The sequence below is a fragment of the Streptomyces sp. 6-11-2 genome (genome assembly GCF_006540305.1).
Taxonomy (GTDB): Bacteria; Actinomycetota; Actinomycetes; order Streptomycetales; family Streptomycetaceae; genus Streptomyces.
Genome location: NZ_BJOR01000001.1, coordinates 2,341,737 through 2,356,981 on the forward strand (window position 1 = coordinate 2,341,737; position 15,245 = coordinate 2,356,981).

The following is a 15,245-nucleotide window of genomic DNA, read 5'->3' on the forward strand; positions in this document are numbered from 1 at the left end:
GTTCCGTTGGTCGGCGGAACGGTTGATCAGTAGACCGGCTTGTCCGGCTCGATCTGGTTGACCCAGCCGATCACGCCGCCGCCGACGTGCACGGCGTCCGCGAAGCCCGCGGACTTCAGCACGGCGAGGACTTCCGCACTGCGGACACCCGTCTTGCAGTTCAGGACGATCTTCTTGTCCTGCGGGAGGCTCTCCAGGGCGGAGCCCATGAGGAACTCGTTCTTCGGGATCAGCCGGGCGCCCGGGATGGAGACGATCTCGAACTCGTTCGGCTCGCGGACGTCGATGATCTCGATGCTCTCACCGTCGTCGATCCACTCCTTGAGCTGCTTGGGAGTGATCGTCGAGTCCGCGGCCGCCGCCTGGGCCTCCTCGGAGACGACGCCGCAGAAGGCCTCGTAGTCGATGAGTTCGGTGACGGTCGGGTTCTCGCCGCAGACCGCGCAGTCGGGGTCCTTGCGGACCTTGACCTGGCGGTACTGCATCTCCAGGGCGTCGTAGATCATCAGGCGGCCGACCAGCGGCTCGCCGATGCCCGCCAGGAGCTTGATGGCCTCGTTGGCCTGGATGGAACCGATGGACGCGCACAGCACGCCCAGGACTCCGCCCTCGGCGCAGGAGGGGACCATGCCGGGGGGCGGCGGCTCCGGGTAGAGGCAGCGGTAGCAGGGGCCGTGCTCGGACCAGAAGACGGAGGCCTGGCCGTCGAAGCGGTAGATCGAACCCCATACGTACGGCTTGTTCAGCAGCACGCAGGCGTCGTTGACCAGGTACCGGGTCGCGAAGTTGTCCGTGCCGTCGACGATCAGGTCGTACTGGCTGAAGATCTCCTTCACGTTGTCGGCCTCGAGCCGCTCCTGGTGAAGGACCACGTTCACGTACGGGTTGATGCCCTTGATGGTGTCGCGCGCGGACTCGGCCTTGGGACGGCCGATGTCGGACTGGCTGTGGATGACCTGGCGCTGCAGGTTCGACTCGTCCACCTCGTCGAACTCCACGATGCCGAGCGTGCCGACGCCCGCCGCGGCCATGTACATCAGACCCGGCGAACCCAGCCCGCCGGCACCCACAAAGAGCACCTTGGCGTTCTTCAGCCGCTTCTGCCCGTCCATCCCCACGTCGGGGATGATCAGGTGGCGGGAGTACCTGCGGACCTCGTCTACGGTGAGCTCGGGAGCGGGCTCGACCAGGGGTGGCAGCGACACGGGGACTCCGTTGGTCGGTCAAACACTACGGTTGTTCTCCTCGTAACACTGCCACGGCCTTCTTCATTCCGAGACACCTCGTCCGATCCGCGAGACGATTTCGTCCCAGTAACCGGGCATGTCCTCCCAGGGGGCGGCCGTGCCGCCGCGGTCGGAGCGGTCGGTGAACCAGATGGTCGCCGCGCCCTGCCAGCGGGCGATGCGCAGCGCCTCGTCGAGGTGGCCGCGCGGGACGCCGTGCACGAAGTGGCAGAAGCGCTCGGGCGGATAGTCGGCGGTCCACTCCGCGGCCTGCGACCAGCGGTAGTCGCTCCACGGGCCGCGGAAGGTCACCAGTTGGTCGGCGTTCTCGGCGTAGCCGGGGTGCGGGTGGGTGCCGTGGCCGAGGACGACATGGGCATCGTCACGCACGGCCCGCAGCGCGCCGATCGTACGGCGGACCTCGGACAGCCCGGCGCGGTCGGCGGGGCAGCGGTCCAGCAGGAAGCCGTCGGCCCGGTACCACTCGAGGTACCGCCGCGCTTCGGAGATCAGCTCGGTGAAGGACCGGGCGCCGTGCGCGGCGTCGAGGTGGCCGAGGACGCGGACGCCCGCGTTCCTCAGCCGTCCCGCCGCCTCCAGGCAGTGCGGGTCGGGCTGGACGCCGGGGCCGTCGGCGACGTTGAGGACGACCCAGTGCAGGGGCGTCCCGGGCCGGGTGAGTTCGCTCCACTCGGCCGGCGCGAGAAGGGGGTGGGCCCAGCCGGGGACACCGAGTCCGGTGCGCAGTCCGGTGCTCGAGATGCCCACGGAGGTGCTGGTCAGATACGGCATGCCGCCTCCATCCAGATGTCGGCCAGGGACTCTTCGAGGTTGATCCGGGGCCGCCAGCCGAGCCGGTCGCGGGCGGTGCGCACATCGGCCTGCTGCCAGCTGCCGCAGCCGTCGGGGTACGGGTACGCCACCGGGGCGGAATGGTCCGACTCGGCCCGGGGGTGCCCGATGGCGGCCCTGAGGTGGCCGCCGGGCGGGCCGTCGAGCTCGTGCAGGGCGCCCCCGTATCCGGCGACGCGGGCGAGGATCGCCGCGGCGTCGCGCAGCCGGACGGCGCGGCCCGAGCCGATGTTGATGACGCCCTGGGCGGCCGAGAGGGAGGCGGCGTGGACGGCGCGGGCCACGTCGCGGACGTCGACGAAGTCGCGCTGGACGCCGAGACCGCCGAGTTTGAGGTCGCTGTCGCCGGACTGCATGGCGCGGCGCATGGCCTCGGCGAGCCGGCCGAGCGGCGAGCCGGCCGGGGTGCCGGGTCCGGCGGGCGAGAAGACACGGAGCACGACGGCGTCGAGACCGGAGCCGAGAACCAGTTCGGTGGCGGCGAGCTTGCTGACGCCGTACGGGCCGCCGGGGCGGGGCACGGCGTCCTCGGCCGTGGAGGAGCCGGGCTGGCTGGGGCCGTACTCGGAGCTGCAGCCGACCTGCACCAGGCGGGCGCCGCAGCCGCTGCGGCGCAGGGCCTCGCAGACGGTGGCGACGGCGACGGTGTTGTGCCGGGTGAGGTCGCGGGCGCCGCCGCGGGTGGCGCCCGCGCAGTTGACGACGACGCCGGGGTGGACCGCGTCCAGGAAGCGGGTGAGCGCTCCGGGGCTGCCGGCTGCGAGGTCGAAGCGGACGTCGGCGTCGTCGCCGCGGCCCAGCGCGGTGAGCTGGACGGCCGGGTCGGCGAGCAGACGGTCGGCGACGAAACGGCCGAGGTATCCGTTGGCTCCGATCAGCAGAACCCTCATCGGGCGGCTCCCGGGGTGTGCGCTCCGGTGGCTCCGGATGCTCCGGACGCTCCGGATCGGGCGGTGATCATTTGGTGTTCTCCTTCTGGGCGGTGGTGCGACGGGCTCCGGCGGTGGCTCGGGGCCTGCGTCGGCTCAAGTGCCTGCGGTCGGCGGGGAAACGCGGGCGGCACCCGTGGCTGCGGCCGTACGGGGGCACGCGGGAGTGATCGGGGCCGGCCCCGTGTCCCTCACGGCTGCGGCTGCGCTCGCGCATGGGCGGAGGCCCGGGTCAGCGTGCGGGTCGCGTGCAGGAGGAGGGCCAGGGCGGCGGCTCCGCAGACGAGTGCGGGTACGCCGCCGGGGCCCCAGGCGGTTACGAGGGTGTCGACAGGGGTGGCGAGGGCGCCGCAGCCGGGGAGGCGGGCGGTGAAGACGCCGGCCTGGGCCGCCACTTCGGCCGCGGCCGCGGTGCCGAGGGCGACGGCCGGGGCGTGTGTGAAGCCGTGCGTGGTGAGGAGGCGCGCGAGCAGCAGCAGCGCGCCCAGTGCGAGGGCCGGGGCGTATCCGGCGGGCTCGTCCAGGATCGCGCCGCACACCGCGAGCAGGGCGGCCAGGGCGCACAGGAACAGGCCGAACGCGCCGAGCAGCAGGGGTCGTACGGACGCGGCGAACTCCTCGAGGCCCCGGCTGGCGGTCACCTTGCGCCGGGCGCCCACGGCGAAGAGGTGCGCGGTCCAGGCCGCCGGTCCGCAGGCCAGGGCGAGGGCCAGCACGGGGGCGGTGGTCAGGGGCCAGGGCCCGGCCGCGGTGCCGTCGGGAAGCCCGTCGGGCCCGCCGCCGACGGCCGCGCCGAGCAGGCCGTCGCCGAGGAGGGCGTAGCCGAGGAGCCAGCACGTCCACATGCGCGTGCCGGGCGTGTGCGGGCCCGGAAGCGTGCGCTCCTCGGCGCTCAGCGGGCCACGGCGGAGTACGGCGCGCAGGCCCAGGCCCACGGCCACGACACCGAGCGCGGCGACGGCCAGCCGTGTCCGGCCCTCGGTCAGACGCAGCCCGGCCACGGCGGCGGCGCACAGGGCGCCGGGCAACAGGCCGAACGCGACCCGGCCGAGGCCCAGTCGGGGTACGGCGGCGGCCTCGTGCCGCGGGGGTGTCTCGGCGTCTCGGCTGATCCGGGCGTACATCTCCTCGGCGAGGGAGAAGACGTCACGGTGGCGGAAGCGGGCGGCGGTGCGGTCGGTGACGCCGTGCGCCTCCAGGCCCGCGGCGATCTCCAACGGGTCGACGGCCCTTTCGCACAGCTCGCGGTGACGGTGCATCAGCACCTTGACCGGGTCGGCCGCACCGCGCCGGGAGGGCACGGAGGGGCTCTGGTCGAGGGCCGGCTCGCCGAAACCGCCGACCGGACCGCCCCGGCCGGTCGGGGTACCGAGGTCGTCTCCTGTTCTCGGGCCGCTCATCGGGAAGCCTCCGTGGTGGTCGTGGGGGCCGCGCACCCCGTCGGTGAGCCGGTGGCCCAGCTGGGGCGCGAGCGTGCCGCGACGTGGTCCACGGCCCGGGTCCAGCGGCCGGGCACGTGAGCCTCGGCGGGCGCGGCGAACGGAAGGGGCTCGCCGGTCTCGTCGAGGACGACGCGCTGGACCGGGCAGTGCGAGACGACCTCCAGGTAGATGCCGTGGAACGCCGCGATGTTCTGCTCGGTGGTGAACAGTTCGAGCGCGCGGGCGCGGGCGGCGGCGCCCAGGCGCGCACGGCGCTCGGGGTCGCGCAGCAGGTTCACGCACACCTCGGCGAGCGCCCGCGGATTGCGCGGGGGCACGACCACTCCGGTGCCGCCGACGATCTCGACGACCGCGCCGACGTCCGTGGAGACCGTCGCTCGGCCGCAGAGCATGGCCTCGATCAGGCCGAGCGGGAAGCCCTCGACCACGCTCGACAGGACGACCACGGCGCCCGAGGCGTAGGCGTCCGCGAGGGTCGGCACCTCCGGGCCGCCGATCTCCTCGAAGGACACCGGGTTGTGCCCGACGGTGTGCGGGCCCTCGGCCTCGTCGGGGAAGAGCTGGGCGGCGAGCGCCCTGCAGTGGCCCAGGTAGGCGGCGCCGTCCGAGCCGGTTCCCGCGCTGACGATCCGCAGTCGTGCCTTCGGTTCCTGCTTGCGCACCTCGGCGAAGGCGTGCAGCAGGGACACCAGGTCCTTGGCCGGCCCGACACGGCCGACCCACACGAGCGTGTCCGGGTCGGCGGCCTCCGGCGACTCCCCGGCCTCGGCGAAGGGGGCGGCGTCCATGCCCGGGTGGATGGTGCGCAGCTTGGCGCGGTCGGCGCCGCAGCGCTCCTGCCAGCGTCGGGCGTGCGCGTTGCCGTGGGTGACGACGGCGGCGCGCTGGTAGACCTCGGCGGCGAGACTGCCGTGGAAGGCGGCGAGCAGGGCCCGCACGGCCGGGGTGGTCCCGTCGGCGCCGGCGGCGAGGTAGTGCGCGCGCAGGTGTACGCCGTACTCGGTGACCAGCAGGGGCACGCCGGTGAAGTGGCGGGCGAGCAGTCCGGACAGGGCCGCCGTGCCGCCGGCCGCCGCGTGGCAGAGATCGGTGGCGCCGAGTCCGTCGTCCTCGTACCAGTCGAGCGACAGCGGGCTCAGTGCCTGTCGCAGATGCGCGGCGACCGCGAGCAGATCGGGGACGCGGGCCTCGCGCGCCGCCCGCGGTGCGCCGGGCGCTCGGCAGGCGCGTTCCAGCGCGCGGACGGCGGCTTCCGAGCGCAGGGCGCGCGCCAGGCCGCCCTCGTCGCGGGCGAGTTCGGCGAGGCCGTACAGCCCGCTGCTGAAACGGTCCGCCTCGATTTCGGCACCGCCCGTGGCCGTCGCCCCGCCGGGCTCGCCGAACTCGCGCAGATCGCCGCCGCTCGCCGCGACCAGCGCCGACGCCAGCTCCCCGTAGCACTCGGCGAAGCGCCGGCGCGCACGCCGTCCGTACGCGGTCCCGTCGTCCTCGGCCGCCCATGGGGACGCGGTGCGGACCCGGCTGACCTGTGGCGGCAGCGGCACCCAGCCCTCGTCCTCCTGCTGCCGGCTGCGGCTGAGCGCGTAGAGGTCGAACTCGTGCCGTTCGAGCCCGCGCACGAGCCGTTCGCACCAGAGTCCGGCGTCACCGCTCACATACGGATAGCCACCCTCCGTCACCAGTCCGATGCGCACGCGTGCACCCCCGATCTCCCGTCTGTCCCGTGTGGGGAGCCGCCGTCGCACCGGCGGCTCGCAGCGGGACGAACGTATGCGGACATGACGGTGGCGTGATGGACGGTTGTCCATCACGCCACCAAAAGGGGTGAACAGTCGTAACTTTCCCGCACGGACGGCGTTCCGTCGCGCTAGGAGATCAACCGGACACGAACCATCACGCCGCGGTCCGGTCCGGCCGGCCTCCGGTCACTTCCCCGGATAGGGCCAGGCATTGGGCAGGCAGTGGATTCCGTCGTGGTCGAGGAACTTCGTCTGCTGCTGCATGACGGGCGCCGGCGCGCCGTCCTTGTCGCAGGTGACGTGGCCGAAGCCGAGCCGGTGGCCGACCTCGTGGTTGATCAGCATCTGCCGGTAGGCGTACATCTCGTCGCCGTAGGTCTGGGAGCCCTGCGCCCACCGGTAGGCGTTGATCATCACGCGTTCGGTGGCGGCCGAGTCGCAGGAGACGTTGTCCACGGTGGTGTCCAGGCCGGACTTGGCGCACCAGATGGCGGTGGTGCCCGGGCTGGCGAGCGTGATGACGAAGTCGGGGCGGCCGGAGGAGATGCGCTCGAAGGCGCGGGCACCGTTGTGGGCCCAGCTGCGGTGGTCGTTGAGCGTCTTCTGCACGGCCGCGGCGAAGAGCTCGCCGTCCAGGCCGAGGCCCTGCTCCACGTCGACGCGGTAGGTGTACTTGCGTCCCGTGCCGGGCGCCTTGGCGAAGCCCGGAACCGCGTCGAACCGGCCGGAGCCCTTCAGGGCGGGCCTGAGCGGGTACTTCGTGCTCATCTTCTGGTCGTACGTCAGTGCCGACACGTTCGGCGGCGCGGACGGGGCCGCCTTGCCGTCCCCGCCCGCGATGCCGGCGGTGCCGGGCCCCGCCCGGTCGGTCGCGGACTGGGAAAGCACCCCGGCGCCGGACTGGTCCTCGGCGACCTGCCCGGCGACGACGACGGCGAGCACGGTGGTGACGGCGGCGGCCGCTATGCCGGTGAACGCCTTCCCCTTGGTCGCGGTCCCCCGTACGGACTCGCCGGCCGGTCGTGCGGTGTCGTCCCCGCCGTCCACCGCGTCCTGCCCGGCCGGAGCGAAGGGCGGTGCCGCGGTCGGGTTCGCGGTGCTCACGCCACCGCGGGGCCGGGGGGCGAAGACGTCGTCGTCCTCGTCGAAGGCGTCGAGGTAGTCCTGCCGCGGCCCGGCGGGCGAGGCCCGCCGCTGCCGGGGAATCGGAGCGCGGGTACGCACGGAGGCGGCGGTGGGAGCGGTGGAGCCGACGAGGCCCGTCGAGCTGCCGAGACCGGCGGCCGTCGGTCCCTGCGCCCCGCCCCCGTTCATGCCTTGCGTTCCCAACTGCCCCCAGCCGCCACCGGTTTCCCGCTGCTCCGGGTGCCCACCTCGAACCGGCGGAATCCCGCCGGCCGGGGTCCCGTCGGGCAACCGCGGAACCCCGCGAGCCGGTGTGCCGTCGGCAAGTCGGGGACCTCCCCGCGCCGGAGCGCCGGTGCCGTCGGCGAAACGCGGTGTCCCGTCCTGGAAGCGGGGCCCGCCGCCGGCCGGCCCCGCGGAGGTGGTCCGCTGTCCGAGTGCCGGGCCGGGGTTCGGCCCCGCACCCGGCCCCGGCCGACCACCGGGACCGTGCCAGGGCTCGGCGCCGTCCCGGTTCTCGCGGGCGTCCCAGCGCTCCGGGCCGCCGTGCGGCCCGTGGCCGTCCCGTGGCCCGTACCCCTCCTGGGGCGGCCGGTCGTCCCGGCCGGTGCTCGTGTTCTTGGTCCTGCCCTTGGGCGCGGGCCCGCGGCGGCTGTGGCGTCCCACGTCGGCCCTCAGCCCCCCGCCGCGCCGGAGGAGGCTCCACCGCCGGCCTCCGGGCCGGAAGCACCACCGACCGCCCGGGCGCCGGAAGCGCCACCGCCGGTCCGCGCGCCGGAAGTCCGGCCGGCCGTCCCGGCCCTGGAAGCCCCACGGCCGGCTTCGGCACCGGCGGACTCGACGCCGGTCCGTACGCCGCCGTCACCCCCGACCCCGGCGGCCGCTCCCGGTTCCGTCATCGATCCGGCCTCCAAATCTCCCGTGTCCAGCAGTAGTTCGCGGAAGGCGGTAGCCACGGTCTCCGGGTACTCCATCATCGCCACATGGCCGGCGTCCGGCAGGGTGAGGAGGCGGGAGTCGCGGAAGGCACGGGCCGCCCGCTGCGCCATGCGGAAGCCGACGAGCTGGTCACGGCCGCCGTAGATCAGCAGTGTGGGCGCGAGGACCCGCGCCGCCTGCCGCCACAGGCCGTGCTGACCGCCCAGCGTGTACGCGTCCACGATCCCGCGCGCGGAGCGCGACATCGCGTCCCAGAAGTATGGCAGTTGAAGCCGCCGCTCCATCTCCCGCACCGCGTTGCGGAACCCCTCGGGCGTCACCCGCCCCGGGTCGCCGTAGCAGAGGGCCATGACCCCGCGGACCCGCTGCTCCGCCGTCCACTCCCGGGTGAGCCGGGTGAACAGGGTGGTCACGCCGGGCACCGCGAGCAGGCCGGTCGGGACGGCGGTGCGCTGCACCCGGAGTTCGGGCAGCGCGGGCGAGACGAGCGTGAGCGTCCGCACGAGATCGGGCCGCAGCGCCGCGACGCGCGTGGACACGGCGCCGCCCAGCGAGTTGCCCATCAGGTGCACCGGTCCGCGGTCCGAGGCGTCGAGGAAGCGGATCACCGCGCGCGCGTGGCCGGTGACGGAGTAGTCGCCGTCGTCCGGTGGCGGGGAGTCGCCGAAGCCCGGCAGGTCGACCGCCTCGCCGTCGACGACACCGTCGAGCAGCGGCATCAGCGCGGACCAGTTCCGGGAGGAGCCACCGAGGCCGTGCACGTACAGCGCGGGCGGCAGTCCCTCCCGCGCGGGCGGCCGCGTGCGTACCGACAGTGTGATCCCCGGCAGTTCGACCGAGCGCAGCCGCTCGCCCTCCTCGACCCCGACGGGCGTCACCCGCGGGAAGACGTTGGCGGGCGGCACGAAAGGCAGCTCGGTCGAAGACATGCGGGCAATGTTACGAGACGATCACGTAGCGACTCATGTGTTCGCCTGTGTTCGCGGTCACAGATCGTGCGCGGGCAGGACCGCCGATCGGGCCGCGGATCGCATAGCGTCGCCATCGGGTGTCTCCTAGGCTCATACAGAGGGCACCCGCCCATGGCCCCTGCTTCTTCCAGGGACATTCGCAGGGACATTCCGCAGGAAGGGAGCCCAGCATGGCATTCGACCCCACCGATCCCGAGACGTTCGAGGACGGCGACGCCACGGAGATCGCCGTCGAGGCCCCGGAGGGCGACGCCGCCGAGCAGCACGCGGACGTGGCGCCGGACCACGACGAACCCCTCACCGGGGACCCGGACAGCGCCAACGAGGCCGATCTCATCGAGCAGGCGCGGGTCGTCTCCATCGACGAGGACGACTACCGGTGAGGGACGGGGCGGACGGGGTGGCGCATGAGGCGACGCTCGGGACGCGCGGCGGGAGAGACCGCCGCTGAGCAGGAGCGGAGGGTTATGCCCACCTTGAGCCTGTTTGAAACGCTCTATGCCGCTTTTGTCGCCGTCCGGTCCGTGAAATCCTGCGCTCGCACCGCGCACACCACGGTTACCGAAAAGTACGATGGCGGCGCGGCGCACACCGCATGTGGACGACTTTGGGAGGCGGCGTGACAGCCATCGAGCAGACAGAGGCGGCACGCCCGCGAGGCACGCGCCTGCCGCGCCGTGCCCGACGGAACCAGCTGCTGGGCGCCGCCCAGGAAGTCTTCGTGGCACAGGGCTACCACGCGGCCGCCATGGACGACATCGCCGAGCGCGCCGGCGTCAGCAAGCCGGTGCTCTACCAGCACTTCCCCGGCAAGCTCGACCTCTACCTCGCCCTGCTGGACCAGCACTGCGAGGCGCTCATCCAGTCGGTACGGGGCGCGCTCGCCTCGACCACCGACAACAAGCAGCGCGTGCGCGCCACGATGGACGCGTACTTCGCCTACGTCGAGGACGACGGCGGCGCCTTCCGGCTGGTCTTCGAATCCGACCTGACGAACGAGCCGGCGGTGCGCGAGCGCGTCGACAAGGTCACCAACGAGTGCGCCGAGGCGATCTGCGAGGTCATCGCGGAGGACACGGGCCTCTCGCGCGCGGAGTCGATGCTGCTGGCCTCGGGCCTCGGCGGACTCGCCCAAGTGGTGGCCCGTTCCTGGCTGAACAGCGACCGCAGCGTCCCCCGCGACCAGGCGGTCCAGTTGCTGGCGTCCCTGGCGTGGCGCGGCATCGCCGGCTTCCCGCTGCACGGCGCCGAGCAGCACCACTGAGCGCGGGCGGCACCCCCGCACCCCGCCGGGGCACCGCCGTACGGGGGTTCTGTTCCCGTGGGCTGTTCGCTCCTGGCGTTCCCGGGCGGAGCGTGCTCGTCCCCTCACCGGGCTAATGTGTGCTGGTACGGCGCGGAAGGTCGCGCACTTCACTGACCGTCGGAGGGACATAGCCGTGGAGGTCAAGATCGGCGTGCAGCACGCGCCCCGCGAGATCGTTCTGGAGAGCGGTCAGACCGCCGAGGAGGTCGAGCGGGCGGTGTCCGAGGCGCTGGCCGGGAAGTCGCAGCTGCTGACCCTCGTCGACGAGCACGGCCGCAAGGTGCTGGTACCGGCCGACCGCCTCGCGTACGTCGAGCTCGGCGAGCCGGCCCCGCGCAAGGTGGGCTTCGGCGCGCTGTAGTCGCTGCGTCGCGGATGACGGGAGGGGCCCGGCGGTGGAGAACCGCCGGGCCCCTCCCGCGTCTCCCTTTCCCGGGTGGCGCTTTCACGGGTGGCGCACAATCCGCTCACAGAGAGGGTTGCATTCCGCAGGTCAGGGGTAAGACCGGCTACGAACCACCAGCACCGGCCGATCGTGTGGGAGGGAACCGGCATGTTCTTGGAAACGCTCGGCTCGGCGCTGATCGGCCTGCTGTTCGGCTGGGCCGCGCTCCACCGTCTGTCCCACCGTCTGCCGTCCCGTCTCCTGGTGCAGTCGACCGGTGTCGCGGGGGGCCTCTTCGGTGGTTTCGTCACGCACAGCGCGCTGGGCTCCGGCAGCCTGCTGCCGACGCTGCTCGGCGCGGTGGTCGTCTCGGCCGCCTCGCTGTCCCTGCTGGTACGCCCCGCGGGAAGACTGCGCCGTCGGTCGGCGCCGGCCTGATCCGACGCCGACGGCGGCGCACCCCCTGACCACGTCTCCCGGCAGTCCTACGCGGCCAGCCCCAGCGCTGCCATCCGCTTGGTGTGCGCCTCGGTGATCCGCGAGAACATCCTGCCGACCTCGGCGAGGTCGAAGCCGTCCGCGACGCCGCCGACGAGCATCGTGGACAGCGCGTCCCGGTCGGCCACGACCCGCTGGGACTGCGACAGGGCCTCACCCATCAGCCGCCGCCCCCACAGCGCGAGCCGGCCGCCCACGCGCGGGTCCGCGTCGATCGCCGCGCGCACCTTCTCCACCGCGAAGCCGGCGTGCCCGGTGTCGTCCAGGACGGCCAGGACCAGCTCGCGCGTGTCGGAGTCCAGACGGACGGCGACCTCCCGGTAGAAGTCGCTGGCGATCGAGTCGCCGACGTAGGCCTTGACGAGCCCTTCCAGCCAGTCCGAGGGCGCCGTCTGCCGGTGGAAGCCGTCGAGCGCGGCCACGAACGGCTCCATCGCGAGTGTCGGCTCCTCGCCGATCTCCGTGAGCCGGTCGCGCAGCCGCTCGAAGTGGTGGAACTCGGCCGACGCCATCTTCGCCAGCTCGGCCTTGTCCGCGAGGGTGGGCGCCAGCTTGGCGTCCTCCGCGAGCCGCTCGAACGCCGCGAGCTCTCCGTACGCGAGGGCGCCGAGCAGGTCCACGACCGCGGCGCGGTACTGCGGGTCGGCGGCGGCCGTCGCCCAGTCCTGGGCGGCGATGCCGGTGGGTTCGGCGGGCGTGTCGGAGGCGTTGTCAGACTTGTCAGAGCTCGTCATGAAGCGCACAATAGCCCGCTCTCCGCGCCTGCGAAGGACCTGATCAACCAGTGTGACGACGACTACGTGACCGAATCGGCCATCACGTGTGCGTGTTTCCGGGGTATGGTGGTAATGCGCCTGCTGAGTACGCCGACGTGTTTCGGCGTACGTCGACAGGCCGCACGCATGAGGATGCCCGGTCGGTGGCCCGATCGGCTCCGACCCGACAGCCCTCCCTGACCGTACGGCACTGTGTGTACGACGGTCGGAGGGACCTCCAAGCGGTTCGAGCGCTAGAGCGTCGGCTGTGGTCCCGTGCCACACGGCCCGCCCGCGTGGGCGGCCGACGTCCCCGGCCCGGTCAGACACGACCCCCGCGCTCGCCTCGCACCGCGCACACAGAAGAGGCAGCACCCTGACTACGACGTTCCGAGCACTCGGGATCCTCCCCGAGACCGCCGAGGCCCTGGAAGCCGTCGGCATCACCACTCCCTTCCCCATCCAGGAGATGACGCTGCCCGTGGCCCTGACGGGCACGGACGTCATCGGCCAGGCCAAGACCGGCACCGGCAAGACGCTCGGCTTCGGCCTTCCGCTCCTCGAGCGCGTCACCGTCCCCGCCGACGTCGAGGCGGGCCGCGCCCAGCCCGAGGCCCTCACCGACGCCCCGCAGGCGCTCGTCGTCGTCCCCACGCGCGAGCTGTGCGTCCAGGTCACCAACGACCTGCTGACCGCGGGCAAGGTGCGCAATGTGCGGGTCACCGCGATCTACGGCGGGCGGGCGTACGAGCCCCAGGTGGAGGCCCTGAAGAAGGGCGTCGACGTGGTCGTCGGCACCCCGGGCCGTCTGCTGGACCTCGCCGGCCAGAAGAAGCTGAACCTGAAGCACGTCAAGAGCCTGGTGCTCGACGAGGCCGACGAGATGCTCGACCTGGGCTTCCTGCCCGACGTCGAGAAGATCATCGGCATGCTGCCGGTCAAGCGGCAGACCATGCTGTTCTCGGCCACCATGCCCGGCGCCGTCATCGGTCTGGCCCGCCGCTACATGTCGCAGCCGACGCACATCCGTGCCACCGCGCCGGACGACGAGGGCGCGACGGTCGCGAACATCAAGCAGTTCGTCTACCGCGCGCACTCGCTCGACAAGCCGGAGATGGTCGCCCGCATCCTGCAGGCCGAGGGCCGCGGACTGGTGATGATCTTCTGCCGGACGAAGCGCACGGCGGCCGACATCGCCGAGCAGCTCCAGCGCCGCGGCTTCGCCTCCGGCTCGGTCCACGGCGACCTCGGCCAGGGCGCCCGCGAGCAGGCGCTGCGCGCCTTCCGCAACGGCAAGGTCGACGTGCTCGTGTGCACCGACGTCGCCGCGCGCGGCATCGACGTCGAGGGCGTCACGCACGTCATCAACTACCAGTCGCCCGAGGACGAGAAAACGTACCTGCACCGCATCGGCCGTACCGGCCGCGCGGGCGCGAAGGGTACGGCGATCACACTCGTCGACTGGGACGACATCCCGCGCTGGCAGCTGATCAACAAGTCGCTGGACCTGGACTTCAACGACCCGGTCGAGACGTACTCCAGCTCGCCGCACCTCTTCACCGACCTGGGCATCCCCGAGGGCACCAAGGGCGTCCTGCCGCGCTCGGAGCGCACCCGCGCCGGACTGGAGGCGGAGGAGCTGGAGGACCTCGGCGAGACCGGCGGCCGCGGTGCACGCGGTCGCGGTGGCCGGGGCGGCCGGAGCGAGGCACGCTCGGCGGACCGTGAGCGTTCGGCGGACCGCGAGCGCCCGGCGCGTACGCCGCGCCGCCGTCGCCGCACCCGTGGCGGCGCTCCGCTGGACCCGGCGGCGGTCACGCCGGCCGACGGCACGTCGGCCGACGCCGCGCCGGTCGACGCCGCGCCGGTCGAGTCCACGGTCGCGGAAGAGGCATCCGCCACGCGCACTCCGCGCCGCCGGCGTCGTCTGCGCGGCAGTGCGACGGCGCAGCCGGTCGCGGCCGGCGAGCCGACGACACCGTCCGAGCCCGCTGAGCCTGCCGAGTCCGCGGTGACGACGGCCGAGGGCCCCGCCCTCGACGCCACCGAGGCACCCGAGAAGCCGCGCCGCCGCCGCACCCGCAAGGCGGCGGAGCAGACGGTCACGACGGCCCCGGCCGAGACCGTGACCGAGGTCGCCCCGGAACCGGCGGCTCCGGCCGGGACCGGCGCCGAGACGGCCCTGGACACGGCCGAGTCCACCACGGACCAGCCGGAGGCCAAGCCGCGCCGCCGCACCCGCAAGGCGGCCACCGCGCCCGAGACCGTGACGGACACCGTCGAGGGCACCACCGACGAGGCGGAGGCCAAGCCGCGCCGCCGGACCCGCAAGGCCGCGGCCACCGCGCCGGAAGCCGCCGTGGACACCGCCGAGGGCACCACCGACGAGGCCGAGACCAAGCCCCGTCGCCGCACCCGCAAGGCCGCGGTCACCACGGACGCGCCGGAAGCCGCTGCCGCGGCCAAGCCGCGCCGCACCCGCAAGACCGCCGAAACGGTCGCCGCGGAGATCCCGGCACAGCTGGCCGACGGGCCGGACAGCGCCGCCGAAGCGGCGGTCGACGCCGCCGAGGGTGCGGAGGCCAAGCCGCGCCGCCGCACCCGCAAAGCGGCCACCGCGCCCGAGACCGTGACGGACACCGTCGAGGGCACCACCGACGAGGCGGAGGCCAAGCCGCGCCGCCGGACCCGCAAGACCGCCGAGACGGCCGACGCACCCGTCACCGACGAGGCCACGGCAGTCAAGCCCCGCCGCACCCGCAAGGCCACGGCCACCGCGGACGCGCCGGAAGCCGCCGTGGACACCGCCGAGGCCAAGCCCCGCCGCACCCGCAAGGCGGTCGCGGCGACGGCGGAGGCCGAGGCGGAGGCCAAGCCGCGTCGCCGGACCCGCAAGGCCGCCGAGGCCCCCGCGGAGGCCGTCGACATGGCGGTGAGCACGGCCGCCGAGCCGAAGCCGCGCCGTACGCGCAAGACGGCGGCCGCCGCCAAGGCAGCGGTGGACGCCGCCGAGATCCCGGCGCAGACCACCGGGAAGACGGCCACCGCGGTGGAGTCCACGGAGGCCTGATCCAGCGC

Annotated in this window: 14 protein-coding genes; 6 read left to right on the plus strand and 8 right to left on the minus strand. The window is 73.6% G+C overall.

Annotated elements, in window-relative coordinates; genetic code table 11:
- Positions 1-26: 26 nt before the first annotated feature.
- From moeZ to TNCT6_RS09795, 7 genes are all read right to left on the minus strand, one after another.
- On the minus strand, positions 27-1,205 hold the full coding sequence (gene moeZ, locus TNCT6_RS09765; protein ID WP_141358622.1) for an adenylyltransferase/sulfurtransferase MoeZ: 1,179 nt from the start codon (positions 1,203-1,205) through the stop codon (positions 27-29).
- Positions 1,206-1,268: 63 nt separating this feature from the next.
- Entirely contained in the window at positions 1,269-2,018 is a 750-nt protein-coding gene (locus TNCT6_RS09770) for a spherulation-specific family 4 protein (RefSeq protein ID WP_141358624.1), read from the minus strand.
- The gene (locus TNCT6_RS09775; protein WP_141358626.1) at positions 2,006-2,968 is read right to left on the minus strand and encodes an NAD(P)-dependent oxidoreductase; all 963 of its coding nucleotides are present in this window, start codon (positions 2,966-2,968) and stop codon (positions 2,006-2,008) included. Before TNCT6_RS09775 ends, TNCT6_RS09770 begins: the two co-directional genes overlap by 13 nt.
- A 230-nt stretch (positions 2,969-3,198) precedes the next feature.
- Entirely contained in the window at positions 3,199-4,407 is a 1,209-nt protein-coding gene (locus tag TNCT6_RS09780; RefSeq protein ID WP_253266062.1) for a hypothetical protein, read from the minus strand.
- Positions 4,404-6,143 carry a DUF3492 domain-containing protein gene (locus TNCT6_RS09785; RefSeq protein WP_141358628.1) on the minus strand — a complete coding sequence of 580 codons (1,740 nt, stop codon included), beginning with the start codon at positions 6,141-6,143 and terminating at the stop codon, positions 4,404-4,406. The genes TNCT6_RS09780 and TNCT6_RS09785 overlap by 4 nt, the downstream gene beginning before the upstream one ends.
- Positions 6,144-6,374: 231 nt before the next feature.
- A complete protein-coding gene (locus TNCT6_RS09790) occupies positions 6,375-7,979 on the minus strand; it encodes a DUF3152 domain-containing protein (RefSeq protein WP_141358630.1) in 1,605 nt (534 codons plus the stop codon).
- Between the two features lie 8 nt (positions 7,980-7,987).
- Entirely contained in the window at positions 7,988-9,181 is a 1,194-nt protein-coding gene (locus TNCT6_RS09795) for an alpha/beta fold hydrolase (protein ID WP_141358632.1), read from the minus strand.
- Between the two features lie 212 nt (positions 9,182-9,393).
- On the opposite strand from TNCT6_RS09795, the gene TNCT6_RS09800 reads away from it, so the two are divergent.
- From TNCT6_RS09800 to TNCT6_RS09815, 5 genes are all read left to right on the plus strand, one after another.
- Positions 9,394-9,606: a hypothetical protein gene (locus tag TNCT6_RS09800; protein ID WP_141358634.1), complete on the plus strand. Its 213-nt coding sequence runs from the start codon at positions 9,394-9,396 to the stop codon at positions 9,604-9,606.
- A gap of 84 nt (positions 9,607-9,690) precedes the next feature.
- Positions 9,691-9,846 carry a hypothetical protein gene (locus tag TNCT6_RS39815; protein ID WP_172632851.1) on the plus strand — a complete coding sequence of 52 codons (156 nt, stop codon included), beginning with the start codon at positions 9,691-9,693 and terminating at the stop codon, positions 9,844-9,846.
- The gene (locus TNCT6_RS09805; RefSeq protein ID WP_141358636.1) at positions 9,843-10,487 is read left to right on the plus strand and encodes a TetR/AcrR family transcriptional regulator; all 645 of its coding nucleotides are present in this window, start codon (positions 9,843-9,845) and stop codon (positions 10,485-10,487) included. The genes TNCT6_RS39815 and TNCT6_RS09805 overlap by 4 nt, the downstream gene beginning before the upstream one ends.
- Positions 10,488-10,662: 175 nt before the next feature.
- On the plus strand, positions 10,663-10,890 hold the full coding sequence (locus tag TNCT6_RS09810; protein WP_141358638.1) for a DUF3107 domain-containing protein: 228 nt from the start codon (positions 10,663-10,665) through the stop codon (positions 10,888-10,890).
- A 192-nt stretch (positions 10,891-11,082) separates the two neighbouring features.
- Complete coding sequence (locus tag TNCT6_RS09815; protein ID WP_141358640.1) at positions 11,083-11,352, plus strand: hypothetical protein; 270 nt, start codon at positions 11,083-11,085, stop codon at positions 11,350-11,352.
- Positions 11,353-11,399: 47 nt separating this feature from the next.
- On the opposite strand, the gene TNCT6_RS09820 is transcribed toward TNCT6_RS09815, so the two are convergent.
- On the minus strand, positions 11,400-12,146 hold the full coding sequence (locus TNCT6_RS09820) for a ferritin-like domain-containing protein (RefSeq protein ID WP_141358642.1): 747 nt from the start codon (positions 12,144-12,146) through the stop codon (positions 11,400-11,402).
- Positions 12,147-12,636: 490 nt separating this feature from the next.
- Between TNCT6_RS09820 and TNCT6_RS09825 the strand changes: the two genes are divergently transcribed.
- On the plus strand, positions 12,637-15,237 hold the full coding sequence (locus tag TNCT6_RS09825) for a DEAD/DEAH box helicase (protein ID WP_172632852.1): 2,601 nt from the start codon (positions 12,637-12,639) through the stop codon (positions 15,235-15,237).
- The last annotated feature ends 8 nt before the right edge of the window (positions 15,238-15,245 follow it).